The organism is Pseudomonas veronii, from assembly GCF_001439695.1.
Taxonomy (GTDB): domain Bacteria; phylum Pseudomonadota; class Gammaproteobacteria; order Pseudomonadales; family Pseudomonadaceae; genus Aquipseudomonas; species Aquipseudomonas veronii.
This window is the reverse complement of sequence record NZ_JYLL01000002.1, coordinates 258,214-282,215: the sequence shown is the minus strand read 5'-3', so window position 1 is coordinate 282,215 and position 24,002 is coordinate 258,214. Positions and strand designations below refer to the sequence as shown.

Sequence of the window (24,002 nt, the reverse complement as noted above, 5' to 3'; positions counted from 1 at the left end):
TCAGCCGTTGGGCCCTACTGTCGCGACGATAGTCACTTGCTTGTTGTCAGGGATTTCCTGATAAGCCAAAACGTGCAAATTCGGCACTGCCAGGCGTCCAAACCGCGACAACATCGCTCGGACCGGGCCTGCCACCAGCAGAATCACCGGTTGGCCCTGCATTTCCTGACGCTGCGCTGCTTCGATCAACGAACGCTGCAGTTTTTCAGCCATGCTTGGCTCCAGCAGAACGCCCTCTTCCTGGCCCTGTCCTGCCTTCTGAATACTATTGAGCAATATTTGTTCCAACCTTGGCTCCAAGGTGATCACAGGCAGCTCAGACTCAATCCCTACAATGCTTTGTACGATAGCGCGGGATAATCCAACGCGCACGGCGGCCACCAACGCGGCAGTATCTTGACTCTTGGCGGCATTGTTGGCGATGGCCTCGGCGATGCTGCGAATGTCGCGCACCGGCACCTGTTCGGCCAGCAGCGCCTGCAGCACCTTGAGCAATTGCGACAGCGACAGCACGCCCGGCACCAGCTCTTCGGCGAGCTTGGGCGAGGCTTTGGCCAGCAAACCCATTAGTTGCTGGACTTCTTCGTGACCGATCAGCTCGTGGGAGTGCTTGTACAGAATCTGGTTGAGGTGCGTGGCGACCACGGTGCTGGCGTCCACCACGGTGTAGCCGAGGGACTGCGCCTGGCTGCGCTGGCTGACTTCGATCCAGACCGCTTCCAGACCAAAAGCCGGATCTTTGGCGGTTATACCGTTCAACGTGCCGAACACCTGGCCCGGGTTGATCGCCAGCTCGCGGTCGGGGTAGATCTCCGCTTCGGCGAGGATCACGCCCATCAGGGTCAGGCGGTAGGCGCTGGGGGCCAGGTCGAGGTTGTCACGGATATGCACAGTGGGCATCAGGAAGCCCAGGTCCTGGGACAGCTTCTTGCGCACGCCCTTGATCCGCGCGAGCAATTGGCCGCCCTGGTTGCGGTCGACCAACGGGATCAGGCGGTAGCCGACTTCCAGGCCGATCATGTCGATCGGGGTCACATCGTCCCAGCCCAACTCCTTGGTTTCCTGGGCGCGGGCCGGCGACGGCAGCAGTTCCTGCTGGCGCGCGATTTCTTGCTGGGCCTTCACCTTGACCAAGTTCTGCTTTCTCCAGAACAGGTAGGCGCCACCGGCGGCCATGGCCGCCATGCTCAAGAACGAGATATGAGGCATGCCGGGCACAATGCCCATGATCGCCATGATGCCCGCCGCCACGGCCAGCGCCTTGGGCGAGGCGAACATCTGCCGGCTGATCTGCTTGCCCATGTCTTCGGAGCCCGACGCACGGGTCACCATGATCGCCGCAGCTGTAGATAACAACAGTGATGGCAATTGCGCCACTAAACCGTCACCGATGGTCAGCAGGGCGTAGACCTTGCCTGCATCGCCGAAGGTCATGCCGTGCTGGAAGATCCCGACCGCCATGCCGCCGATCAGGTTGATGAACAGAATCAACAGGCCGGCGATGGCGTCACCGCGCACGAATTTGCTGGCACCGTCCATGGAACCGTAGAACTCGGCTTCTTGGGCCACTTCCAGGCGACGCGATTTAGCCTGGTTCTGGTCGATCAGGCCGGCGTTGAGGTCGGCGTCGATGGCCATCTGTTTGCCGGGCATGGCGTCGAGGGTAAAACGCGCGCTCACCTCGGAAATCCGCCCGGCGCCCTTGGTCACTACCACGAAGTTGATGATCATCAGGATCGCGAACACCACGATACCGACCACGTAGTTACCGCCGATCACCACCTCACCGAAGGCCTGGATCACCTTACCGGCGGCGGCATGCCCGTCCTGGCCGTGGAGCATGACCACGCGGGTCGACGCCACGTTCAACGCCAGCCGCAACAGCGTGGCGATCAGCAGAATGGTGGGAAACACCGCGAAATCCAGCGGCCGCAACGCGTAGACGCAGACCAGCAGGACCACGACGGACAAGGCGATGTTGAAGGTGAAGAACACGTCGAGCAGGAACGGCGGCATCGGCAACATCATCATTGCCAGCATCACCAGCAACAACAACGGCACACCCAGATTGCCCCGCGAGAGGTCAGTCAGGGTGCTGCGGGCCGTGCTGAGCATTTGAGAGCGATCTACCACCGGTATTCCTCGCGTTCCTTGAAGCAAAGTTTTGACGCCAGAGGGCGCCCTGAAGGCGGTATTGCAAGAAGCCTTCCAACTTTTGCTTGAGGTCACCGGATGAGGGAATTCATTTCAATTAAATATAGGCGTCCCCTTTTCACTTTTCGCCTCCGATCAGCCTCTCTGCCTGGATGGCCGAGTCCTGATGCCGGCCAGAAAAGACATTCGCAACTGGCTGGCAGTGCGCTCAGTTTGAGGAGACTAGGCGCGGAGAGTGAACACCAGCGTATTAACTTGATAGTTTTCCGCGTACTTAAATATCAGCTTGGCGTTCGGATACACCGAGGGCTCAAGCTCATACGCATCCCACCCCCCTGTTTTTCTGTTTAGAGGGAGTTTTGTCGGACCCTTTGACTCTAAAGGAACACCGAAGGAGGTCTTTACGTCAGCCTGACTCATCGATAAAGCCAGCGGCAGTGGCAGTTTTCCACGATATACAGACTGCCCCTCTACAGCCTTAACAAGAGTGATATATAGAGTTTCCAGGCGTTTGGAGTCAGCTGAAAAACTCAACTCAACTCCATCCTCTGGTTCAATATCCAGCCAGTCCCTTCCCTTATAAAGCTCTTGTAGAGGCATATTGGGGATGACACCCTCTGAGACTAAGGATTCATAGGGGCGCCCCAGGCTTTTGATCCACAGTGCAATCGTTGTGGCGTCCATTAGTACCACCCTTGTTTCTGGTTGAGTTGATGTAATTGCTCTCGGGCCGCCTCAATTTCAGCTTCAGGATAGCCTTCATCCAGTAACCCGCTCTTGATCGCATCGACATTGCTATTAACAGCCGCCCGTAGGTCGGCGACATCTTTGGCTTGCTTGGCCCTGGTACTGCGCCCGCCGTAAGTTTCACTATGCTTCTGATGCACATGTGTCGGAATCGCAATGCCTGGAGCGTTCTTTAGATAATCCAACACCTGTTGACGCGGCATTTTGGCATCCAACTGAAGTAACGTTGCCTCCAGTACCTTTTGTGCAGGTATGTGGTCGATGTCCAGGCCATCTTTTCGACTCCGGCTCATTAGATCGGCCGCGCGACCAACCTCCAACGGGCTAACCATAGGCTTGGCAAATACCAAGTACAGCGGCGGCACACCCGAGTCAGCAGGAAACGTAATGATCGTGTCCTGCCAGGTAACATCCTCTGCATCCTGGCCTGGGTAGTGACTGATTGCCGAATCCTGCCCCACCGTAACCGGATGAACGAACAAATTATCCAAGCGTTCCGGTGTACCCGGATACGGGCTCGGCGTACTGACCACCGGCCCATTGTTCGGCGTCCAAGTGATGCTGATGCCATCTAGCACCGCGACCATCGCGCTCTTGTCCGCATTCCAACTGGCTTGCGCAACAGACACACGATCAGCGCCACTTTCAGGCTTGGTATGTATGCCGTAGACGCGTAGTTCACCTGATTCATCCTGGCGAAACTGAAACCGCACTCGCGTACTGGCCGAGCGCATACCTGCCAGTTGTTCCGGGGTGTAGAGCGTCGAATCACCCATATCCCTTGGCCAAAAAGCCAGCAGCACGACGTTGAGTGCTGAACTGGCTCCGGCCAGTCCTCGTATGGCCCAGGCGCCAAGGCCGCTGCCGAGTGTTCCGGCGACCCTCCCGACGGCACCCGCAGTGCCGGTCGAAGCCATGACGGCCGTGGTGCCAAAGTTTGTCGCGTGTTCAGGGCTGGTTCCCGCCGCCGTGGAACCGACCGGCACCGAAACGCATGACTTGGCGAACACACACGCATCAGCGGCACGATTCATTACGCCGGGGGTGGATAAGTTGGAAACGGGCGGGTTGGGGGTGTTTGGTCCGGTCCAAGTGAAGGCGGCACGCTGGGGTTGTGTTTCGAACACCTGACACTTGAAGCGCTGGCAGGCGATCAGCTCCGGTGGCGGGTCGCATTTGCACAGACAGAGATCGCCCTCTAGCGCCGCTTGTTTGCCGCCCCAGTCTTCGTGCAGGTGAGGCCCAACGAGCGCGATGACGCCTTCAGTGCCGCATGCCGGACAAGCGACCCGGTCACCCTCCCTGGCGATCATTTGGCCGTTGAAGCTGGTGCGCTCCAGGCCACTGATCACTTTGCCGCCCGCCGTGGTCGTCGCGCCAGTGGTGATGTTGTAGCGCTTCACATCTGGCTCTCCACGCGATATCCAGGCTGCAGAAGGTCAGGGATGCCATCGTCGTCCGCGTATTCCACCACCTGAGCCAGGTTTTGCAGGCTGCCGATCAGTGTGTTATCGGAGCTGTTCATGTCACTTCCTTTTTTTGCGTGCAGAGGCCTCACACACCATCGTGGTGTTGAGTCGTGCAGAGGGGATCGCGCCGGGAGTGGCGCCAGGAAGAGGCTGCTGAATGATGAAGGACCAAACAACTGACCGTTCGGCTAGGTTTTTGTAAAAACAGAAACTTCCGACAAGTGTTTGAGGTTGCCCCTAGGAAACTCGCTCTCTAGTCTCCGTACTTCGCTGCACACGCAGCGGTCGGGCGTCGCGGCCCATGTAAATTCAGGCGCAAAGTGCCATTGTCCGCTTTCAGTTGACGTTTTTTTATCGTCTACTGTGCGGCGCTACGGTGGCTGTGCGCGGGATACCTTCGGGTATGCCGGTTTCCTGATTCCGGTCCGCGAACCTGCGTACAGCTGCCACCCCATCGCATCGCGGCGATCAGTGGCAGCTCCACTTAAATCAGGAGCGTCACAATGGTTAAACCAACCCCAAATCCCCCGCGCGGCACCAATACCCCACCCACCGTGCTGTTCACCCTCATCGACGGCATCAGCACCGAAGACCTGCTGGTCAACCTCACCGAAACCCTGGCTTGCGCACACGCCCTGACCTGCGACTTCGCCTTTGATCTGGAAGGATCACGGTGAGAAGGGGCGCTGGGAATTGCGCAATTGGTTGAGGTAGCGCGGTTATTGGCTGAGCGAGTACTGGATGACATCGAGCCATCAGCCGAGACAGAACTGGGTAAACCCTAGACAAGCGTCCAACCCAGTGATCGTTCCCGCCAGTGGGAACGATCAACTTTTGCTTCAAGGGGACAGAGCGCTGATGGGCGCGGCGAAGGGATGCTATCAGTGGCGATCTTTATACAGGACGCACATTCTCGGCCTGCGGGCCTTTTTGGCCCTGCGTCACGTCGTATTCCACTTTTTGATTTTCTTCCAAACTTTTGAAACCGGTGCCGGTGATTGCTGAATAGTGGACAAACACGTCCGTGCTGCCGTCGTCGGGAGAAATAAAACCAAACCCCTTCTCCGCGTTAAACCATTTCACAGTGCCCGTTGCCATTGTCGTTCTCCGCACACTTCAATTAAGGACTTGCACAGCTGACATCAGATCAGCGTGATGTCGCATGCATAGACACCATCCGGTCGATGGATCATCTGAAACGCCACGTTCTGGCCCTCCGAAAGCTTGCATCCATCCGAACTGCGCAGATCTACCGACACGTCGTCTCCCCCGCTGTCCAGCGCAATCAAACCTTTTCCGTTCTGCGGGTCATAAGACTTAACCGTACCTGTGAATAGCTGCATTGCCCCACTTCCGACCTCTTGCTGCGCAGTACCTGAGGCAATGGAACCGTGAAAAGGCGATGCTGACTACTGTCAAAGTTGACAGGTAGACGGCAATTAACGACAAGCGGTAGAAGTGATGTGGCGAGCCCGCTTGCCCCAGAGGACACCTTGGCTGCACGTCAGGAATCGCGCCGCAAATCCGGCGGAATCGGCAGGTCCTTGAGCGGATCGGGGCGCTTGCCTTTGCCCGCACGGTACTGGCGGATCTGGTAGACGTAGGCCAATACCTGGGCCACGGCCAGGTACAGCCCGGCGGGGATTTCCTGGTCGAGGTCGGTGGAGTAGAAGATCGACCGCGCCAGTTCCGGCGACTCCAGCAACAGGATGTCGTTGGCCACGGCGATTTCGCGGATTTTCAGCGCCGTGAAGTCGCTGCCCTTGGCCAGCAGCATCGGCGCGCCGCCCTTCTCCGGGTCGTACTTGAGGGCCACGGCGTAGTGGGTCGGGTTAGTGATCACCACGTCGGCGTCGGGCACCGAAGCCATCATCTTGCGCTGGGACATTTCGCGCTGCAGTTGGCGAATGCGCTGCTTGACCTCGGGGCGACCCTCCTGGTCCTTGTGTTCGTCGCGCACTTCCTGCTTGGTCATCAGCAGTTTCTTGTGGCTTTCCCACAGCTGGATCGGCGCATCCACGGCGGCGATCAGGATCAGCCCGGCGGCCATCCACAACGCACTCCAGCCCACCACTTGCACGCTGTGGATGATCGCCGACTCCAGCGGCTCATGGGCGATGCGCAGCAGGTCATCGATGTCGGAGGACAATACCACCAAGGCCACGAACAGAATCAGGATGAACTTGGCCAGGGCCTTGAGCAGTTCCACCAACGCCTTGGTGGAAAACATGCGCTTGAGCCCGGCGGCGGGGTTCATGCGGCTGAATTTTGGCGCCATGCTGCTCGCGGCGAACAGCCAGCCGCCAAGGGCGACGGGGCCGATCAGCGCGGCCAGGAGCAAGGTGATCAAAATCGGCTGCACGGCCAGGATCGCGATTTTCCCCGAATGCAGCAGGTACTGCCCCATGGCGCCGGGGCTGAGCAGCACTTCACGGGGCAGGCTGAAGTTGAGTTTCATCAACTCCATCAGGTCGAGCGCCAGGCCGCCGCCGTAGATCAGCAAGGCGCCGGCACCGGCCATCATCGTCGCAACGGTGTTGAGCTCTTTGGAGCGGGCAATCTCGCCCTTTTCCCGGGAGTCCTTTTTTCGTTTCTCCGTGGGGTCTTCTGTTTTGTCCTGACCACTCTCGCTCTCGGCCATGGCTCAGCGCGCCCGTGCCAGATCACGTAAGAACTGCAAGGCGTCGCTCGCCAGCGGTTGATACTGATTGAGAATGTCGGCCATGCCGATCCAGAAAATCCCCATGCCCAACACCAGGGTCAACGGGAAACCGATAGAGAAGATATTCAGCTGCGGCGCCGCGCGGGTCATCACCCCAAACGCGATGTTGACCACCAGCAGCGCGGTGATCGCCGGCAGCACCAGCAACAGCGAAGCGCCCAACACCCAACTGAGGCGCCCCACCAGTTCCCAGAAGTGATTGACCACCAGCCCCGAGCCGACCGGCAAGGTGGTGAAACTTTCGGTCAGCACCTCGAACACCACCAGGTGGCCGTTCATGGCCAGGAACATCAAGGTCACCAACATGGTCAGGAACTGCCCGATCACCGCCGCCGACACGCCGTTGGTGGGGTCGACCATCGACGCAAAACCCATACCCATCTGGATCGAGATGATTTGCCCGGCGATCACGAATGCCTGGAAGAACAGTTGCAGAGAGAAACCCAGCAGCGAGCCGATCAGGATCTGCTCGGCAATCAGCATCAGCGCACTGAGGTCCAGCGCATTGACCGCAGGCATCGGCGGCAAGCCCGGCACCAGCACCACGGTGATCGCCACCGCGAAGTACAGGCGGATACGGCGCGGTACCAGGGTGGTGCCGAACACCGGCATGCTCATCAGCACCGCCGTGACCCGGAACAGCGGCAAGATAAACGACGCGACCCAGGTGCTGATCTGGGTGTCGGTCAACGCCAGCAGCGATTGCATGCGGTCAGCCGATCAACTGCGGAATACTGCCGTACAGCTGCAGGATATATTCCATGAAGGTTTGCACCAGCCACGGGCCAGCGACAATCAACGTGACCAGCATCACCAGCAGGCGCGGCAGGAAGCTCAGGGTTTGTTCGTTGATCTGAGTCGCGGCCTGGAACATCGCCACCAGCAGGCCGACCAACAGGCTCGGCACCACCAGCACGGCAACCATCATCGTGGTCAGCCACAACGCTTCACGGAACAGGTCGACGGCAACTTCTGGGGTCATAGCCCTACACTCCGCCGAAACTGCTGGCCAACGTGCCGATGATCAGTGCCCAGCCATCCACCAGCACAAACAGCATGATCTTGAACGGCAACGAGATGATCAGCGGCGACAGCATCATCATCCCCATGGCCATCAGCACGCTCGCCACCACCAGGTCGATGATCAGGAACGGGATAAAGATCATGAAACCGATCTGGAACGCCGTCTTCAGTTCCGAGGTGACGAACGCCGGCACCAGGATCGTCAGCGGCGCCTGGTCCGGCGTGGCGATGTCGGTGCGCTTGGACAGGCGCATGAACAGCTCAAGGTCGCTGGAGCGGGTCTGCGACAGCATGAAGTCTTTGATCGGGCCTTGGGCCTTGTCGATGGCGTCTTGCGCCGTGAGCTTTTCCGCGAGGTAAGGCTGCAGCGCTTGCTGGTTCACCTTGTCGAAGACCGGCGCCATGATGAACATCGTCAAGAACAGCGCCATGCCGGTGAGGATCTGGTTCGATGGCGTCTGTTGCAGGCCCAGGGCCTGACGCAGGATCGAGAACACGATAATGATGCGGGTGAAGCTGGTCATCAGCATGACAAACGCCGGGATAAAACTCAGCGCCGTCATGATCAGCAGGATCTGCAGGCTGACCGAATACTCCTGGGCCCCGGCCGCGTTGGTGCCAAGCGTAATCGCCGGGATCGACAACGGGTCGGCGGCGAACGCCAATGGCGCGGCCAGCCACAGCATGAGCGTCAATAAAACGCGCATTACTTCTTATCCTTCTGATCCTTGCCCAGCAACTCCATCAGGCGTTGGGCGAATTCTGGCGTGGCGGCTTGGGTCGGGGCGACGTTGACCGGGGTCTTGAGCACATGCAGCGGGGTGATGCGGCCGGGGGTGAGGCCCAGCAGGATCTGTTCCTCGCCCACCTGCACCAGCACCAGCCGATCACGCGGGCCGAGGGCGCGCGAGCCGATCATCTCGATGACCTGGGCGTTGCCCGGGCCAATGTTCTGCACCCGACGCATCAGCCAGGCCAGCACGAAAATCAGCCCGACCACCAGCAGCAGGCCCAGTACCAGTTGGGTCAACTGACCGCCGATACCGCTGCTCACCACCGGTGCCGCCGCCGCGGCCGCTTGCGCGACCGGCTCGGCCGCGAGGGCGCTCAATGGCAGCGCCAGCAACAGTCCCGCCATCGAATACTTCATGTCAGCGCAGCTTCTTGATGCGTTCGCTCGGGCTGATCACGTCGGTCAGGCGAATGCCGAACTTTTCGTTGACCACCACCACTTCGCCATGGGCGATCAGCGTGCCGTTGACCAGCACGTCCAGCGGCTCGCCGGCCAAGCGGTCAAGCTCGATCACCGAACCCTGGTTGAGCTGCAGCAGGTTGCGGATGTTGATGTCGGTGCTGCCGACTTCCATGGAGATCGACACCGGGATGTCGAGAATCACGTCCAGGTTCGGGCCGTCGAGGCTCACCGGGTCGTTGTTCTTCGGCACGCTGCCGAATTCTTCCATGGGCAGGCGGTTACTGGCCGGCGCAGTAGAGGCATCGGCCGCCAGCAGCGCGTCGATATCGTCCTGGCCGACATCGCCGGTTTCTTCCAGGGCCGCAGCCCATTCGTCGGCCAGGGCCTGGTCTTCGGCGGAAGTGTTTTCGTGTTCGGTAGCCATTACATGTCCTCGGCGGAGCAAACATTCATAAATAGGGGTGCATCAATACGGGTGACTCAACGCCGGTTGATCGGCTCCACCACTTGCAGCGCCAGGTTGCCCTTGTGGGAACCGAGCTTGACCTTGAACGACGGCACGCCGTTGGCGCGCATGATCAGTTCTTCCGGCAACTCGACGGGAATCACGTCGCCCGGTTGCATGTGCAAGATATCCCGCAGGCGCAACTGACGACGCGCCACGGTGGCGCTCAGCGGCACGTCGACGTCCAGCAGGTCTTCGCGCAGGGCCTTGACCCAGCGTTCATCCTGATCGTCGAGGTCGGACTGGAAGCCGGCATCGAGCATTTCGCGCACCGGCTCGATCATGGAGTACGGCATGGTCACGTGCAGGTCACCGCCACCGCCATCGAGTTCGATGTGGAACGTCGACACCACAATCGCTTCGCTGGGGCCGACGATGTTGGCCATGGCCGGGTTCACTTCCGAGTTGATGTACTCGAAGTTGACTTCCATGATCGCCTGCCAGGCTTCCTTCAAGTCGATGAAGGCCTGCTCCAGCACCATCCGCACCACCCGCAGTTCCGTGGGGGTGAATTCCCGGCCTTCGATCTTGGCGTGACGGCCGTCGCCGCCGAAGAAGTTGTCCACCAGCTTGAACACCAGTTTGGCGTCGAGGATGAACAACGCCGTGCCGCGCAATGGCTTGATCTTGACCAGGTTGAGGCTGGTAGGCACGTACAGCGAGTGTACGTATTCACCGAACTTCATCACCTGCACGCCGCCCACCGCCACGTCCGCCGAGCGGCGCAGCATGTTGAACATGCTGATGCGGGTGTAACGGGCGAAACGCTCGTTGATCATTTCCAGGGTCGGCATGCGTCCACGGACGATGCGATCCTGGCTGGTCAGGTCATAACTTTTGACGCTGCCGGGTTCGGCAGCCGTTTCGGTCTGTACCAGACCATCGTCCACGCCATGCAGCAGCGCATCGATTTCATCCTGGGACAGCAGGTCTTGCACGGCCATGTGGTGATCCTACTGCAATACGAAATTAGTGAAGAGCGCCTGCTCGACCACCACTTTGCCGAGCTCTTTCTGGGCCACTTCCTGCACGCTGGCAGTGACCTTCTGGCGCAGCATTTCCTGGCCCACCGGGGTGGCCAGGTTGTCGAAGCTTTGCGCGGAAAACAACATCACCAGGTTGTTGCGGATCACCGGCATATGCACCTTGAGCGCATCAAGGTCCGCCTGGTTGCGCGCCAGCAAGGTGATGCTCACCTGCAGGTAGCGTTGACGACCGTTCTGGTTGAAGTTGGCGACAAAGGCCGGAAGCATCGGTTCGAAGATTGCCGGTTGCTTGACGTTACTGGCAGTTTCGGCGGCGGGCGCCGGTTTGCTCGCACTGCTGTGCATGATGTACCAAGTGCCGCCCACGGAGGCGCCGATGGCCAGGACCAGGGCCAGGACAATCAACAGGATAAGCTTGAGCTTACCCTTGCCTGCAGGTGCTTTTGCTGCGTCGTCGCTCTTCGCCATGCCAATAATCCGTCACTATTCGGGGATTCATAGATCTACGGAAAGGCAAGAGCAAGTGTTATGCCAGAGTTGTCAGGCAGAGCAGGACAGCGGCCACGCCACAGATCCATTGTGGGAGGGGGCTTGCCCCCTCCCACCTTTGGATTGCGATCGACTCAGGTCAGGCTTAATGGTCGTGATCATCAGGGGCAAGCCCCCTCCCACACTCAGGCCGGTGTTGGCCCTGAATCAGGCGTAGTAGTCGACGGCGCTGGAGCCGATCACGGTGGACGTCACCGGCGCGACGGCCGCTGCCACTTCGGCGTGATCGGCAACGTCGCCGTTGTCACCCCGACCGCCACGGCCACTGACACCGTTCGCCTGGTTCTGTTGCTGTTGGCCCTGACCTTGGCCCTGCCAGCCGCGGGATTGGTCGGACACGTTGACGTCGACCTGCCCCATGCCCTGCTGGGCGAACATCTCGCGCAACCGGCCGGACTGGCTTTCCAGCGCGTCACGCACCACGGCGTGACCGCTCATGAACGTGACCTGGGCCTGCTGGTCCGCTGTCATGTTGACCTTGATATCCAGGCGCCCGAGTTCGGCCGGTTGCAGCTGGATCTCCGCCGACTTGAGGTTGGCGCTGGACAGGTACATCACGCGGTTGACGATTTCCTCGGTCCAGCCGCTCTGGTGCATGGCCAGCGGTGCGTTGGTCACCGGCGGCAACGCGTTGGCGGTTTTCGGCGTGGCGGCCTGGGTCAGCGCGGCCAGGCGGTTGGCGAAGTCATCGACACGGGTGTCGCTGCTGGCGCCCTTCAAATCCTTGAGGCCTTCTTCGATCAACCCGCCAAAGGCTTTGTCGCCGCCCTGGTCGGTGCTGTCCTTGCTGGCTTGCTGATCCACCATGTTAGCCAGGCCCGTGGCGAAGTTCTGCGCGACAGTCGGCTGGTCCTGGGACGTCGGCGCGGCTTTCTGCGGCGTCTGGCTGCTGGCCGACACATGGCCGCCCTGCTCCATCGCCAGGCGTACCGCCGGCAGGGCGTCCAGAGGGTCTGCCGTGGGATCGAAGGCTGGCTTGGCCGCATCGGTCGCTGCCAACGGCGTCGTGACCAGCGGCTGGGCCTTGTCATCCTTGGCGGCGGCCGGGGCTGGCGTTTCCACCGGCACTGGCACCGGCACCGGCACCGCAACTGGCGTGACCGTGACAATCAACGCGGGGTCAACCACCGGCGCAACCGTCGGGTCTGCCGCAGGCTGCTGCGCCAAGGCCGGGTCGGCGGGCGGGGTTTGATCACTGCTGGCGCTGTCGGTCGGCTTGGCCGGCGGGTCGGCAGGCAAGGGTTTGCCGCTATCGGCAACCGCTGGCGTACCGGCGGCAGGTTTATCGTTGTTCGCGACAGGCTTATCGTTGCCGGCAACCGGTTTGGCACTCGCGTCGGCAGGCTTGTCGCGCGTGGGTTTGGCCGAGTTGTCGTCGGCCTTGGCCGAGGGCTTCGAACCTTGGCTGGCGAACACCTGAGCAAAGCCAGGGCCCTTATCCCGCGGCTCCGCAGCCGCCGCCGGTGGATTGGCGGCAGGCGCTTGAGGCTTGGCCACGGAGGCAGCCTGAAGGAGCGAATTAGGGGCGACTGGCATAGGTAAGGTCTCCACTGCATGGGGATCGGGGATGCAGTATCAGGAGATAGAGCAAGAGTCGGGCCAGCTCCTATCGAAAAGCCGTCCCGCGCCTGAAATTAAAGCTGGAAGCGCTGGCGCTCCGACTCATACAGCGGCTTGACCAGCGCAAACTCATGATCGATCTGATCGACCAAGGCCCCCAGGTCCGCCGCCGCCTCGACGGACTCAACCTCCAGGCGCTGGCACAAGTGCGCCAACCGCACCGCCCCGAGGTTGCCACTGCTGCCCTTGAAACTATGGGCGATAAGCGCCAATGCCTTGGCATCGTCGCGCGCCTTGCGCAGCGCTTCGACGCGCTTTTGCGAATCATCGAGAAAGGTATCGAGCAACTTGGGGTACTCGCCTTCCATGACTTCCTGCAAACCCGATAACACGTCCGGGTCCAGATGAACCTCAACCACTTGTTCGCTCCTTGATCAAGAATCGGCGGATTATGCCAGAGCCTCCCAGCAAAACTCCACGCAGACGCTGCGCCCGCCGTCGGACCAGCGTACATCGCTGCTCAGTTGCCGTACCAGGCTCAAGCCGCGACCGGACAGACGGTCGACATCCAGCGGGCGCGCCAGCACCTGTTCCACATCGAACCCGGGGCCGCTGTCTTCGATGCGCAAGCTCATCCTGCCGCCGGTAACGGTGGGCGCCACCTGCACCTGCACGCGCACATAACCGCTGTTGAGCCGCATCAGCCGTTCGTTGCGCTCGCGGTAATACTGCGCGAACCCTTCGGCATCGCGCTTGAGCCGCGAGTCCAGGCCCAGCACGCCATGCTCCAGAGCGTTGGAATACAGTTCGGCCATCACGCTGTAGAGCGCCCCGCTCTGCTCGCGCAGGCCGTGGATCTCGAGCAGCAGTTGCAACAGATAGGGCAGCGGGTTGTAACGCTTGAGGGTCTCGGCGCGGAATTCAAAGCCCACCGACCAATCCAACGGGCACGACTGGCCGCTGTCGGCGTACAACGGCCCCGTCGCACGCATCGACTGGCCGGCCTGCAGGGTGATTTCGACCATGCTCACATCATCCCGCACCTCACCGCAAAACGCCGCCAGAGCCTGCTCGATATCCTCGAACAGGCAGTCGGGCTCGCGATTGGCGGCAAACACCTGCTGCAAGCGCTCGGCGCCGAACAACTGTTCGTTGGCGTCGGCGGTGTCCAGCACGCCGTCGGAGAGCAGAAACACGCGGTCGCCCAGGGCCATCGGCCAGACTTCGGTACGATCCTCGAACGCCTGTGCCGACAGCACGCCCAACGGCAAATGCCGTGACACCAACGGTGTCCGCTTGCCGGTGGCGACTTCGTGTACATAGCCATCAGGCATGCCGCCATTCCAGACCTCCACCACGCGCCGCTGCGTGCTCAGGCACAACAGCGCGGCGCAGCAGAACATGTCCACCGGCAGGATGCGTTTGAGCTTGGCGTTCATCTCCCGCAGGATCTGCGTCAGCCCGTAGCCCTTGGCCGTCATGCCGTAGAACACTTCCGCCAACGGCATCGCGCCGACCGCCGCCGGCAGGCCATGCCCGGTGAAATCGCCGAGCAGCACATGCATATCACCCGCCGGCGTGTAGGCCGCCAACAACAAGTCACCGTTGAACAGCGCATACGGCGATTGCAGGTAGCGAATGTTCGGCGCCGCGTTGATACAGCCGGAATGGGCAACCTTGTCGAACACCGCCTTGGCCACGCGTTGCTCATGCAGCAGGTAGTCGTGGTGCTTGGCGATCAGGTCGCGCTGCTGCAATACCGTGGCCTGCAGGCGGCGCAGGCGGTCCATCGCATTGATCTTGGCCGCGAGGATCAGCGGGTTGTAGGGCTTGGGCAAGAAGTCATCGCCACCGGCATCCAGGCATTCGGCCAGGGCTTCGCTTTGGCGCAGGGAGGTGAGGAAGATGATCGGCACCAGGGCTTCGCCCGCCAGTTGCTTGATCCGGCGCGCAGCCTCAAACCCATCCATCACCGGCATCAGGGCGTCCATCAGCACCAGTTGCGGGCGTTCGCGGGCGAACAGGTCGACCGCTTCTACACCGTTGCTGGCGGTGAGCACGTGGTGGCCCTGGCGCCGGATGATGGTCGACAGCAACAGCAAGTCGGTGGCGCTGTCTTCGGCGATCAGGACGGTCAGCGGTTCGAGGACCGGAGCCAGAGCGCTCAATTGATATCGAACAGTTTATCGAAGTTGGATATCGCGAGGATCTTGCGCACGTCGGAGCTGATGTTGATCACCTGGACTTCCGCATCATCGCCCCCGGCATGATCGCGCAGCAGCAGGAGCATGCCCAGGGCGGAACTGTCCATGTAGGTGGTTTCCTTCAGGTCGACCACGTACACGTCCGGCACCTTGTAGAAACGCTCGTAGGCCTCACGAAAGATCTGGTGGCTGCCGAAATCGAACCGGCCTTTGATTGCAATCGTCAACTTTGTCCCATCCAGGGATACTTCTGACACGACTGACATGTGACTGCTTCCTTGTCATGGGTCTAGATAGAAGGTGTAGCAGGCGAATGGGCTATGGGCAACACGGCGAATCAAATATGGGAGACAAGCCCCTTCCCACATTGAACAGCGGGCCTGGCGCTAGTAGGGATTCTGCCGCGGCAGGCGCTGGGACAACTCGTCGAGCAGCTTCTGCTCGCGCTTATCCTCGATCGCCCGCGCTTCGTCGATGTAGCGCTGCACCAGCTTGCGCAAGCCTTCGACCCGGGCATACGCCTGCTGCCAGCTCTCGCGGGCCTTGTCGAGGTTGTTCTGGTGCCAGGCCAGGCTCTGGCGCTGCTGGCCGACGGCGGTCTCAAGTTGGTTGAGAAAGCCCTGGTAGCCCATCAGCCACTGGCCGGACACGCCTTTGGTGCCGCGCTCGATCCACTGCTGCTGGTACTCGCCGCGAAAGCGCTCCAGGTCGCCGAGTTTGCTTTCTGCCAGGCGCACCTGGCCCTGGAAGTAACCCAGGCGCTGGACCGCGGTTTTTTCGGCCTTTTCGGCCATGTCCACCACCGGGGCCAGGCGTGACGAGCGGCTGCTGGCCATGGCTTAGCCGCCTGGCGCGGGGGCGAAGATGGACTGCAAGTGCGCTTCGCTTTCGCCCATGCTGATGTTGTCGTTGAGACCCTGGCGCAGGTAGGTGACCAATTGCGGTTGCAGGGCAATCGCCAGGTCGGTCTCACGATCGCCACCGGCCACATAGGCGCCGACGCTGATCAGGTCGCGACTCTGCTGATAGCGCGACCACAGCTGCTTGAACTGCTGGGCGCGGGCCATGTGCTCGGGCGTGACCACCGACGGCATCACCCGGCTGATGGAGGCTTCGATGTCGATCGCCGGGTAGTGCCCCTCTTCCGCCAGGCGCCGCGACAGCACGATGTGACCGTCGAGCACGCCGCGCGCCGAGTCGGCGATCGGGTCCTGCTGGTCATCGCCTTCAGACAACACGGTGTAGAACGCGGTGATCGAGCCCCCGCCCGCCTCGGCATTACCGGCGCGCTCGACCAGCTTGGGCAGCTTGGCGAACACCGACGGCGGATAACCTTTGGTGGCCGGCGGCTCGCCGATGGCCAGGGCGATTTCCCGCTGGGCCTGGGCGAAACGCGTGAGGGAATCCATCAGCAACAGGACGTTCTTGCCCTTGTCGCGAAAATATTCGGCGATGCGCGTGCAGTACATGGCCGCGCGCAAACGCATCAGCGGCGCATCGTCGGCCGGGGAGGCAACCACCACCGAACGCTTGAGGCCTTCTTCACCGAGGCTGTGCTCGATGAACTCCTTCACTTCCCGGCCCCGTTCGCCGATCAGCCCCACCACGATGATGTCGGCCTCGGTAAAGCGGGTCATCATGCCGAGCAACACCGACTTACCCACGCCGGTACCGGCGAACAGGCCCAGGCGCTGGCCGCGGCCGACCGTCAATAAACCGTTGATGCTGCGAATGCCCACGTCCAGCGGCTGGCTGATCGGGTTGCGCTTGAGCGGGTTGATGGTGGGGCCGTCCATCGGCACCCAGTCTTCGGCCTTCATGCCGCCCTTGCCGTCCAGCGCGCGCCCGGCGCCGTCCAGCACGCGGCCGAGCATGCTCATGCCCATGGGCAGGCGGCCGGTATCGGCCAGCGGCACCACGCGGGCACCGGGAGCGATGCCCGCCAGGCTGCCGACGGGCATGAGGAAAATCTTGCTGCCGGAAAAGCCCATGACTTCGGCTTCGACCTGCACCGGGTGGTAGCTGTCGTCGTTGATCACCAGGCAGCGGCTGCCCATGGCGGCACGCAGGCCTTCGGCTTCGAGGGTCAGGCCGACCATGCGCAGCAGGCGCCCTTCGAGAATCGGCTGGCCGGGCAACCCGGTGGCCTCGATGTAACCGCCCAGGCGCTTGGCGAAGCTGGTGCGATCAAGGCGCATCGGCGGCGTCCAGGTCCACGCTCATGTCCGGTTCAGCCGGGTTCAGGAGCTGCTCGTGGACCTGATCCAGCAGTTGGGCCATGATCTGGCTGATGCGCGTTTCCACAGTGGCGTCGATGCGGCTGTATTCGGTCTCGACGCGGCAACCACCGGGCTGCAGATCGGCGTCTTCGACGATGCGCCAGGTTTCTTCATGGCGCTCGCGCAGGGCTTTGACCTGTTCGAAATCCTGCGGGTTGATGTGCAGCCGCACATTGCCGACGCCCAGGGGCAGCAGCTTGAGGGCTTCGCGCATGACGCTTTCGATCTGGCTGGAGTCCAGCACCAGCTCGCGCTGGATCACCTGACGGGCGATGTGCTCGACCAGCCCAACCATGGCTTTTTCGATCTGCGAATCCTGCTCGGCGATGGGCTCGAACAGGCTGCCCATCAGGCGTTCGAGGCTGGCCAGCTTGACGCTCAAGGCGACCTCGGCTTCCTGGCGGACCTTGAGCGTGGCGCTGCGAAAACCATCTTTTTCGCCAGCGGCAAAGCCTTCGTTGTAGGCCTCCTGGCGGATGCTTTCCAACTCTTCCAGGGTCAGCGGCTGGACTTCCTCCAGCGGCACTTCTTCCATTTCCGCCGGCAGTTCTTCCACAGGCTCGGGTTCGGGCTCCGGCACATGCGGATCGAAGCTGGGCAACGACCAGATGTCGAACCCGCCCACGTCCCGCGCGCGAATCAGATCGCTGGGCGTCTCATCTTTGTTCGACATGCGAGGCGCCTTAGATCATTTCTTCGCCGCCCTTCCCGCCGAGAACGATTTCTCCGGCTTCGGCCATACGGCGGGCAATGGTGAGGATTTCCTTCTGGGCGGTTTCCACGTCGCTGACGCGCACCGGGCCTTTGGCTTCCAGGTCGTCGCGCAACAGTTCCGAGGCGCGCTTGGACATGTTCTTGAAGATCTTCTCCTTGACGCCTTCGTCCGAGCCCTTGAGGGCCAGTACCAGCACGTCGGAGGAGACTTCGCGCAACAGCGCCTGGATGCCGCGGTCGTCGACATCGGAGAGGTTGTTGAACACGAACATGAGGTCTTCGATCTGGCCGGACAGGGTGTCGTCGATCTCGCGGATCGAGTCCATCAACTGGCCTTCGACCGAGCTGTCGAGGAAGTTCATGATGTCGGCGGCGCGCTTGATACCACCCAAGGTGGTGCGCGAAGCGTTCGAGTTGCCCGAGAACTGCTTCTCGAGAATCGTGTTGAGTTCTTTCAGGGCCGCCGGCTGCACGGTGTTCAACGACGATACGCGCAGGATGATGTCCAGGCGCACTTTATGGTCGAAGTGGCCGAGCACTTCGCCAGCCTGGTCCGGGTCGAGGTAGGCCACCACGATCGCCTGGATCTGCGGGTGCTCGTAGCGGATCACGTCGGCGACGGCGCGCGGTTCCATCCATTTGAGGCTGTCGAGGCCGCTGGTGTTGCCGCCCAGCAGGATGCGGTCGATCAGGCCGTTGGCTTTGTCTTCGCCGAGGGCCGAGGTGAGCATCTTGCGGATGTAGCTGTCGGAGCCGACACCCAGGCTGGTCTGGTCGCCGACGATCTCGACGAACTCGCTCATCACCTGTTCGACCTGCTCACGGTGAACGTTGCGCATTTGCGCCATGGCCACGCCGACCCGTTGAACCTCTTTGGGGCCCATGTGGCGCAGCACTTGGGCGGCGTCGGTTTCACCCAGGGACAGCAGCAGGACTGCGGCTTTGTCGACCTTGGTGAGTTTGGCAACAGCGGCTCGATTATCACTCATCTGCGTTAATCCACTCTTTCACGACCTGGGCCACACGGCCCGGGTCTTCTGCCACCAGACTCTTGATTGCGTTCAACTGAGCGTCATAGCCTTCGCTCGGGCTTGGCAACAGGATGCTTTGCGGGCCGCCGAGGCTGACACGGTCGTTGGCCAGTTCGCCGTCCAGGCCGCCCATGCCACCCAACTCGACGTCGCCGCCAGCGAAGGCCGCCAGTTGTTTCTTGCCATTGCCGGTGATGTTGTTGAGCACCGGACGCAGCACGCCGAACACCAGCACCAGGATGAACAACACGCCCAGCACTTGCTTGACGATGTCCCAGAACCACGGCTGGGTGTAGAACGCCGCTTCGGCGATCACTTCGCCACGCTCGGCGGAGAACGGCATGTTGATCACGCTGACGCTGTCGCCACGGCTGGCGTCGAAACCGACGGCATCCTGCACCAGGCGGGTGAAGCGCGCCAATTCGTCGGCGCTCCACGGTGCGCGGGTGACGGCGCCGTCAGCGGCGTTGACCTTGACTTGGTCATCGACCACCACCGACACCGACAGGCGGTTGATCCGGCCCTGTTGCTGCTTGGTGTGGCTGATGGAACGGTCGAGTTCGAAGTTCTTGGTCGACTGGTTACGCTTGTCCGCCGGGTACGGAGCGAGCATCGGCTGGCCGGTGGCCGGGTCCATGATCTGTTGGCCGTTGGCGTCCAACAGTGGCTGGCCGGGAGCGATGGCGCCCGCGGTCGCGGCAGCGCCGCCGGTGGTTTGCGGTGCCGAGGCCGGGGCCGGCGGCTGGTTGCTCAGGGCACCCGGTACGCCTTGCGGGCCGTTGCTGGCGGTGCGTTGTTCGCTGGTGGACTGCTCGCTGCGCAGGGCCGGCTGGTCCGGGTTGAATTGCTCGGAGGTCGACTCGACGGCACTGAAATCCACGTCGGCGGACACTTCAGCCTTGTAGCGGTCGTTGCCCAGCACCGGTTGCAGGATGTTGTGGACACGCTGGGTGAGCATGCTTTCCATGCGGCGGCTGTAGTCGAACTGCTTGCCGGCCTGGGTCAGCGCAGAATTTTCGGCCATGTCGGACAACAGGTTGCCCTTCTGGTCGACCACGGTGATTTGCGACTTGCTCAATTCGGGAACGCTGGTGGCCACCAGGTTGATGATCGCCAGCACCTGGCCAGGCTCCAGGGAGCGGCCGGAAAACAGTTCGACCAGTACCGAGGCACTTGGCTTGCGCTCGTCGCGCACAAACACCGAACTCTTCGGAATCGCCAGGTGGACCCGCGCGCCCTTGACGTTATTGAGGCTGGAGATGGTGCGCGCCAGTTCGCCTTCCAGGCCACGACGGTAGCGGGTGGCTTCCATGAACTGGCTGGTGCCCAGGCCCTGGTCCTTGTCGAGGATCTCGAAACCGATGTTGCTGTCGGACGGGGTCACGCCGGCGGCGGCCAGCTTCATGCGCGCCCGGGCGACGTCATCGGCCTTGACCAGCAGTGCCCCGGAGTTGGGCTCCACGGTGTAGGCGATGTCGGCGGCGGCCAGGGTTTCCATGATCTGCTTGGAGTCCATACCGGCCAGGCTGCCGTACAGCGGCCGGTAATCGGGTTGCTGCGACCACAGCACCACAGCAAAACCAATCGCCACGCTGGCCGCCAGGCCGACCATCAGGCCCACCTGACGCAGCATGGTCATTTCCGAGAGGTTTTCCAGGAACGACAGGCCAAACAGCGGCGGCTTGCCGTCTGTCTTGGCGGGTACGTTGTCCACGACTGCTTCTGCCATGACTTAAATCTCGTCCTTAAACCGGCATCTGCATGATGTCTTGATAAGCCTGGACCAGTTTGTTGCGCACCTGGGTCAAGGCTTGAAAGGACACACTGGCTTTCTGCGAAGCGACCATCACGTCGGTCAGGTCCACGCCGCTCTTGCCAATCTCGAACGCGGTCGCCAACTGGTTGGAGGCTTGCTGGGTGTCACTGACTTTGTTGATGGCCTGGCCGAGCATATCGGCGAAACTGCTTTGGCCCAATTCCGGCGCTTGTGCGACGGATTTCGGTTGAGCCATGGCGTCCATTTGCATGGAGCGCATATCCAACATCAACCGATTGAACTCAATACCCTGGCTCATGACCTTCTCTCTCCGACGACCCGCAATTTTTTGACACTACGCAGCGGTTACTAGGGGTGGTAGCAACAAGGGTGCCAGCTCTGTATCAACCTGTAAGAAAAGGCGACAAAACTTGTCGACCTTGTTACCGCTCAGATAGCAAACAGATAAGCTTCCACGTCCATCCCCGCATCCCGCATCTGCGCCAACTTGTAGCGCAGGGTGCGTGGGCTGATGCCCAGGCGCTCGGCCGCTTCTTTACGGCGGCCGCGTTCGGCGCGCAGGGTGTCGATGATCATCTGGAATTCACGGCGGCGCAGATCGTCGCCCAGGGCCCCGGCGGATTCGGCTTCGGCGACCAGCGGCGCGGGCGCCAGGCTCGGTAACGGCGCGGCGCCGCTGCCCATGGCCAGGCAGAAGTCCTGGGGTTGGATCAAGCCGCCCTGTTGCAGAATCAACGCGCGCTGAATGGCGTTATCCAGCTCCCGCACGTTGCCGGGCCAGGGGTAGCCGATCAGGCATGCCTGGGCTTCGGCCGACAGCCGCGCCTGAGCGTGCTTCATTTTTTTGACGTGGTTGTTCAGCAGGCGCTCGGCCAGCGGGATGATGTCCGCCGGGCGCTCGCGCAGCGGGCGCCAGGCCAGGGGGAATACCGAGAGGCGGTAGAACAAGTCTTCACGAAAGCGCCCCGCCGCCACTTCACCCGCCAGGTCTCGGTTGGTGGTGGCGACCACGCGGATATCCAGCTGGATCGGCTTGCGCGCACCGACCCGCTCCACTTCACGCTCCTGCAGCACCCGCAGCAGTTTGGCTTGCAGGCCCAGGGGCATTTCCGAAATTTCGTCGAGCAGGATGGTACCGCCGTCGGCCTGCTCGAACTTGCCCGCCTGGGCCGCGATGGCGCCGGTGAAGGAGCCCTTTTCGTGGCCGAACAGCGTGGCTTCGAGCATGTTGTCGGGGATCGCCGCGCAATTGATCGCGATAAAGGGCTGCTGGGCGCGCCCCGATTGCTGGTGGATATAGCGCGCCAGCACTTCCTTGCCGGTGCCCGACTCGCCGGAAATCAACACGGTGGAATCACTGCGCGCCACGCGGGCCGCGAGTTCCAGCAATTGTGCGCTGGCCGGCTCAAAAGCAATCGGGCCGTCTGCCTCGCCGACAGGAATCACCCCCAGGGCATGCCGCGCCACCAGCTCGATCAACGCCTTGGGCTCGAACGGCTTGACCAGGTAATCCGCCGCGCCCTGGCGCATGGCATCCACTGCGCGCTCGACGGCGCCATGGGCGGTCATCAGCAGCACCGGCAACTGCGGCTGGCGTGCGCGCAGCAGCGCGAGCAACTGATGGCCGTCCATGCCAGGCATGTTCACGTCGCTGACCACCAGGCTGAAGGCCTCTTGCTCCACCGCCGCCAAGGCGTCCTCGGCAGAACCGACCGCCCGATAGTCATGGCCCGCCAGCAGCAGCGTGTCAGCCAATGCCTCACGCAGGGCACGATCGTCTTCCACCAACAGAACCTTGATAGCCATAGCCTTTTACTCCGCGCTTGCCGCGCATGAAAACAGCGGCAAGGTCATCAATGCACAAGTGCCACGCCCCAAGTGGGAACGCAGCTGCAATTCTCCCTGATGGGCGCGCGCCACAGCCTTGACCACCGTCAGGCCGAGGCCCGTACCGTTGGTCTTGGTGGTGAAAAACGGTTCGCCCAGGCGCTGCAGCACCTGCGGCTCGATACCGCTACCGCTGTCGCTGATGCACAGGCGCAGGGTTTGCGCACGGGCGTACACATGCACCTTGAGCCGCGCACCGGGGCCGCTGGCCTGGGTCGCGTTTTCGATCAGGTTGAGCAGCGCGCCCACCAGGGTGTCGCGGTTGCACAGCAATTCGCCTTGGTGGCTGTCGCACTGCCAGCGCACATTGGCGTCCTGCACATGGGTGGCGGCCGCCGCTTGCAACGCCTGCATCAGGCCGGACGGCGTGATGCGGTCGGTCAGCGGCAATTCGCCGCGGGCAAACACCAGCATGTCGCGCACCTGGTGCTCCAACTCATGCAAGCGCTCCTTGAGGCGTCCGGCAAAACGCTGGTGGGTGTCCGCGGGCAATTGCTCATCAGTCAAATGACTGGCGTAGATCAACGCCGCCGACAACGGCGTGCGGATCTGATGCGCCAAAGAAGCGACCATCCTACCCAGCGACGACAAGCGCTCATGGCGCGCCAGTTGGTCTTGCAGGTGACGGGTTTCAGTCAGGTCGTTGAGCAGCACCAGTTGACCGGGCTCCGCGTCCAGGGAGCGAGTGGCGATGGACAAGCGGCGCCCATCCTTGAGGGAGATTTCATGGCCGTCATCTTCACGCGGCGCGAAGCAGCGGCTGATGACATGGCGCCACAGTTCGCCCTCCAACGGCAGTCCGAGCAGGTCGCAGGCGGCCGGGTTGGCTTCGCGCACACGGCCCTGGTCGTCGATGACGATCACACCGCCAGGCAACAGATCGAGCAGGTTCTGCAGACGGTTGGCCAGGCGCTCTTTCTCGGCCAGCTCTTCCATGCGCTGGGCACTGACCACCGCCAATTCGCCCTTGAGCTCGGAGACCCGCGCTTCCAGCAGGCTGTAGGAGTCGGTCAACTGGCTGGACATCTGACTGAACAGCGAGAACGCCTGCTCAAGGCCATGCCGGCTGAGCTGTTCGGCGGACGGGACAGGCCCCTGGAGTTCAGGGGCCGAAGGTAGTTGGGCGGCGTGGGGCATCATGCTCTCTCGCTTGGCTGACCGTCAGTTAAACGGAACGTTGCGAGGGCTGTAGCAATACCC

Annotated in this window: 26 protein-coding genes and 1 pseudogene; 1 reads left to right on the top strand and 26 read right to left on the bottom strand. The window is 61.8% G+C overall.

The features are described 5' to 3' along the window. From flhA to TU80_RS33675, 4 genes are all read right to left on the bottom strand, one after another. On the bottom strand, positions 1–2,115 hold the full coding sequence (flhA, locus tag TU80_RS03795) for a flagellar biosynthesis protein FlhA (protein WP_057003874.1): 2,115 nt from the start codon (positions 2,113–2,115) through the stop codon (positions 1–3). Between the two features lie 261 nt (positions 2,116–2,376). Continuing rightward, entirely contained in the window at positions 2,377–2,838 is a 462-nt protein-coding gene (locus TU80_RS03790; protein WP_057003873.1) for a DUF6392 family protein, read from the bottom strand. Continuing rightward, entirely contained in the window at positions 2,838–4,304 is a 1,467-nt protein-coding gene (locus tag TU80_RS03785; RefSeq protein WP_057003872.1) for an S-type pyocin domain-containing protein, read from the bottom strand. Before TU80_RS03785 ends, TU80_RS03790 begins: the two co-directional genes overlap by 1 nt. Further along, positions 4,301–4,426 (bottom strand): hypothetical protein, encoded by a 126-nt coding sequence (locus TU80_RS33675; RefSeq protein WP_262375255.1) that lies wholly within the window; start codon positions 4,424–4,426, stop codon positions 4,301–4,303. Before TU80_RS33675 ends, TU80_RS03785 begins: the two co-directional genes overlap by 4 nt. A 447-nt stretch (positions 4,427–4,873) precedes the next feature. On the opposite strand from TU80_RS33675, the pseudogene TU80_RS03780 reads away from it, so the two are divergent. Beyond that, a pseudogene (locus TU80_RS03780) lies at positions 4,874–5,155 on the top strand (DUF6124 family protein). A 109-nt stretch (positions 5,156–5,264) separates the two neighbouring features. Here the strand turns inward: TU80_RS03780 and cspE are convergent. The 22 genes from cspE to TU80_RS03670 form a co-directional block, all read right to left on the bottom strand. Then, positions 5,265–5,468, bottom strand: coding sequence for a transcription antiterminator/RNA stability regulator CspE (gene cspE, locus TU80_RS03775; protein ID WP_017845394.1), 204 nt, complete (start codon positions 5,466–5,468; stop codon positions 5,265–5,267). Positions 5,469–5,512: 44 nt separating this feature from the next. Then, positions 5,513–5,713, bottom strand: coding sequence for a cold shock domain-containing protein (locus tag TU80_RS03770; RefSeq protein ID WP_057003871.1), 201 nt, complete (start codon positions 5,711–5,713; stop codon positions 5,513–5,515). A 161-nt stretch (positions 5,714–5,874) separates the two neighbouring features. Continuing rightward, on the bottom strand, positions 5,875–7,011 hold the full coding sequence (gene flhB / locus TU80_RS03765) for a flagellar biosynthesis protein FlhB (protein WP_017845392.1): 1,137 nt from the start codon (positions 7,009–7,011) through the stop codon (positions 5,875–5,877). Between the two features lie 3 nt (positions 7,012–7,014). Then, on the bottom strand, positions 7,015–7,800 hold the full coding sequence (fliR, locus tag TU80_RS03760; protein ID WP_057003870.1) for a flagellar biosynthetic protein FliR: 786 nt from the start codon (positions 7,798–7,800) through the stop codon (positions 7,015–7,017). A 4-nt stretch (positions 7,801–7,804) separates the two neighbouring features. After that, the gene (gene fliQ / locus TU80_RS03755) at positions 7,805–8,074 is read right to left on the bottom strand and encodes a flagellar biosynthesis protein FliQ (RefSeq protein ID WP_003175300.1); all 270 of its coding nucleotides are present in this window, start codon (positions 8,072–8,074) and stop codon (positions 7,805–7,807) included. Positions 8,075–8,078: 4 nt separating this feature from the next. Next, positions 8,079–8,822: a flagellar type III secretion system pore protein FliP gene (fliP, locus tag TU80_RS03750; protein ID WP_046382522.1), complete on the bottom strand. Its 744-nt coding sequence runs from the start codon at positions 8,820–8,822 to the stop codon at positions 8,079–8,081. Next, the gene (fliO, locus tag TU80_RS03745) at positions 8,822–9,265 is read right to left on the bottom strand and encodes a flagellar biosynthetic protein FliO (RefSeq protein ID WP_026139822.1); all 444 of its coding nucleotides are present in this window, start codon (positions 9,263–9,265) and stop codon (positions 8,822–8,824) included. The genes fliP and fliO overlap by 1 nt, the downstream gene beginning before the upstream one ends. Position 9,266: 1 nt before the next feature. Beyond that, positions 9,267–9,734 carry a flagellar motor switch protein FliN gene (fliN, locus tag TU80_RS03740; protein ID WP_017845388.1) on the bottom strand — a complete coding sequence of 156 codons (468 nt, stop codon included), beginning with the start codon at positions 9,732–9,734 and terminating at the stop codon, positions 9,267–9,269. 56 nt (positions 9,735–9,790) lie between these two features. Further along, positions 9,791–10,759 carry a flagellar motor switch protein FliM gene (fliM, locus tag TU80_RS03735; protein WP_017845387.1) on the bottom strand — a complete coding sequence of 323 codons (969 nt, stop codon included), beginning with the start codon at positions 10,757–10,759 and terminating at the stop codon, positions 9,791–9,793. 9 nt (positions 10,760–10,768) lie between these two features. Beyond that, complete coding sequence (gene fliL / locus TU80_RS03730) at positions 10,769–11,269, bottom strand: flagellar basal body-associated protein FliL (protein WP_017845386.1); 501 nt, start codon at positions 11,267–11,269, stop codon at positions 10,769–10,771. Positions 11,270–11,497: 228 nt separating this feature from the next. Next, positions 11,498–12,886 carry a flagellar hook-length control protein FliK gene (locus TU80_RS03725; RefSeq protein WP_057003869.1) on the bottom strand — a complete coding sequence of 463 codons (1,389 nt, stop codon included), beginning with the start codon at positions 12,884–12,886 and terminating at the stop codon, positions 11,498–11,500. Positions 12,887–12,984: 98 nt separating this feature from the next. Then, entirely contained in the window at positions 12,985–13,329 is a 345-nt protein-coding gene (locus tag TU80_RS03720) for an Hpt domain-containing protein (RefSeq protein WP_017845384.1), read from the bottom strand. A gap of 30 nt (positions 13,330–13,359) precedes the next feature. Beyond that, positions 13,360–15,078 (bottom strand): ATP-binding SpoIIE family protein phosphatase, encoded by a 1,719-nt coding sequence (locus tag TU80_RS03715; RefSeq protein ID WP_057003868.1) that lies wholly within the window; start codon positions 15,076–15,078, stop codon positions 13,360–13,362. After that, the gene (locus tag TU80_RS03710; protein WP_017845382.1) at positions 15,075–15,380 is read right to left on the bottom strand and encodes an STAS domain-containing protein; all 306 of its coding nucleotides are present in this window, start codon (positions 15,378–15,380) and stop codon (positions 15,075–15,077) included. The genes TU80_RS03715 and TU80_RS03710 overlap by 4 nt, the downstream gene beginning before the upstream one ends. A 120-nt stretch (positions 15,381–15,500) precedes the next feature. Further along, entirely contained in the window at positions 15,501–15,950 is a 450-nt protein-coding gene (gene fliJ, locus TU80_RS03705) for a flagellar export protein FliJ (protein WP_017845381.1), read from the bottom strand. Between the two features lie 3 nt (positions 15,951–15,953). Then, positions 15,954–17,312 carry a flagellar protein export ATPase FliI gene (gene fliI / locus TU80_RS03700; protein WP_017845380.1) on the bottom strand — a complete coding sequence of 453 codons (1,359 nt, stop codon included), beginning with the start codon at positions 17,310–17,312 and terminating at the stop codon, positions 15,954–15,956. Continuing rightward, complete coding sequence (gene fliH, locus TU80_RS03695; RefSeq protein ID WP_017845379.1) at positions 17,302–18,066, bottom strand: flagellar assembly protein FliH; 765 nt, start codon at positions 18,064–18,066, stop codon at positions 17,302–17,304. The genes fliI and fliH overlap by 11 nt, the downstream gene beginning before the upstream one ends. A gap of 10 nt (positions 18,067–18,076) precedes the next feature. Continuing rightward, positions 18,077–19,096 (bottom strand): flagellar motor switch protein FliG, encoded by a 1,020-nt coding sequence (fliG, locus tag TU80_RS03690; RefSeq protein ID WP_010563975.1) that lies wholly within the window; start codon positions 19,094–19,096, stop codon positions 18,077–18,079. After that, complete coding sequence (gene fliF, locus TU80_RS03685; protein ID WP_017845378.1) at positions 19,089–20,867, bottom strand: flagellar basal-body MS-ring/collar protein FliF; 1,779 nt, start codon at positions 20,865–20,867, stop codon at positions 19,089–19,091. The genes fliG and fliF overlap by 8 nt, the downstream gene beginning before the upstream one ends. 16 nt (positions 20,868–20,883) lie before the next feature. Beyond that, positions 20,884–21,213: a flagellar hook-basal body complex protein FliE gene (fliE, locus tag TU80_RS03680; RefSeq protein WP_046382518.1), complete on the bottom strand. Its 330-nt coding sequence runs from the start codon at positions 21,211–21,213 to the stop codon at positions 20,884–20,886. Between the two features lie 131 nt (positions 21,214–21,344). After that, on the bottom strand, positions 21,345–22,721 hold the full coding sequence (locus TU80_RS03675; protein WP_017845376.1) for a sigma-54-dependent transcriptional regulator: 1,377 nt from the start codon (positions 22,719–22,721) through the stop codon (positions 21,345–21,347). 6 nt (positions 22,722–22,727) lie between these two features. Then, a complete protein-coding gene (locus TU80_RS03670; protein ID WP_046385204.1) occupies positions 22,728–23,939 on the bottom strand; it encodes a sensor histidine kinase in 1,212 nt (403 codons plus the stop codon). Positions 23,940–24,002: the final 63 nt, after the last annotated feature.

Excerpts from the sequence above, each read along its gene's own strand:
- flhA (WP_057003874.1), bottom strand. The coding sequence starts at position 2,115 with ATGCTCAGCACGGCCCGCAGCACCCTGACTGACCTCTCGCGGGGCAAT.
- TU80_RS03790 (WP_057003873.1), bottom strand. The coding sequence starts at position 2,838 with ATGGACGCCACAACGATTGCACTGTGGATCAAAAGCCTGGGGCGCCCC.
- TU80_RS33675 (WP_262375255.1), bottom strand. The coding sequence starts at position 4,426 with ATGAACAGCTCCGATAACACACTGATCGGCAGCCTGCAAAACCTGGCT.
- cspE (WP_017845394.1), bottom strand. The coding sequence starts at position 5,468 with ATGGCAACGGGCACTGTGAAATGGTTTAACGCGGAGAAGGGGTTTGGT.
- TU80_RS03770 (WP_057003871.1), bottom strand. The coding sequence starts at position 5,713 with ATGCAGCTATTCACAGGTACGGTTAAGTCTTATGACCCGCAGAACGGA.
- flhB (WP_017845392.1), bottom strand. The coding sequence starts at position 7,011 with ATGGCCGAGAGCGAGAGTGGTCAGGACAAAACAGAAGACCCCACGGAG.
- fliR (WP_057003870.1), bottom strand. The coding sequence starts at position 7,800 with ATGCAATCGCTGCTGGCGTTGACCGACACCCAGATCAGCACCTGGGTC.
- fliQ (WP_003175300.1), bottom strand. The coding sequence starts at position 8,074 with ATGACCCCAGAAGTTGCCGTCGACCTGTTCCGTGAAGCGTTGTGGCTG.
- fliP (WP_046382522.1), bottom strand. The coding sequence starts at position 8,822 with ATGCGCGTTTTATTGACGCTCATGCTGTGGCTGGCCGCGCCATTGGCG.
- fliO (WP_026139822.1), bottom strand. The coding sequence starts at position 9,265 with ATGAAGTATTCGATGGCGGGACTGTTGCTGGCGCTGCCATTGAGCGCC.
- fliN (WP_017845388.1), bottom strand. The coding sequence starts at position 9,734 with ATGGCTACCGAACACGAAAACACTTCCGCCGAAGACCAGGCCCTGGCC.
- fliM (WP_017845387.1), bottom strand. The coding sequence starts at position 10,759 with ATGGCCGTGCAAGACCTGCTGTCCCAGGATGAAATCGATGCGCTGCTG.
- fliL (WP_017845386.1), bottom strand. The coding sequence starts at position 11,269 with ATGGCGAAGAGCGACGACGCAGCAAAAGCACCTGCAGGCAAGGGTAAG.
- TU80_RS03725 (WP_057003869.1), bottom strand. The coding sequence starts at position 12,886 with ATGCCAGTCGCCCCTAATTCGCTCCTTCAGGCTGCCTCCGTGGCCAAG.
- TU80_RS03710 (WP_017845382.1), bottom strand. The coding sequence starts at position 15,380 with ATGTCAGTCGTGTCAGAAGTATCCCTGGATGGGACAAAGTTGACGATT.
- fliJ (WP_017845381.1), bottom strand. The coding sequence starts at position 15,950 with ATGGCCAGCAGCCGCTCGTCACGCCTGGCCCCGGTGGTGGACATGGCC.
- fliI (WP_017845380.1), bottom strand. The coding sequence starts at position 17,312 with ATGCGCCTTGATCGCACCAGCTTCGCCAAGCGCCTGGGCGGTTACATC.
- fliH (WP_017845379.1), bottom strand. The coding sequence starts at position 18,066 with ATGTCGAACAAAGATGAGACGCCCAGCGATCTGATTCGCGCGCGGGAC.
- fliG (WP_010563975.1), bottom strand. The coding sequence starts at position 19,096 with ATGAGTGATAATCGAGCCGCTGTTGCCAAACTCACCAAGGTCGACAAA.
- fliF (WP_017845378.1), bottom strand. The coding sequence starts at position 20,867 with ATGGCAGAAGCAGTCGTGGACAACGTACCCGCCAAGACAGACGGCAAG.
- fliE (WP_046382518.1), bottom strand. The coding sequence starts at position 21,213 with ATGAGCCAGGGTATTGAGTTCAATCGGTTGATGTTGGATATGCGCTCC.
- TU80_RS03675 (WP_017845376.1), bottom strand. The coding sequence starts at position 22,721 with ATGGCTATCAAGGTTCTGTTGGTGGAAGACGATCGTGCCCTGCGTGAG.
- TU80_RS03670 (WP_046385204.1), bottom strand. The coding sequence starts at position 23,939 with ATGCCCCACGCCGCCCAACTACCTTCGGCCCCTGAACTCCAGGGGCCT.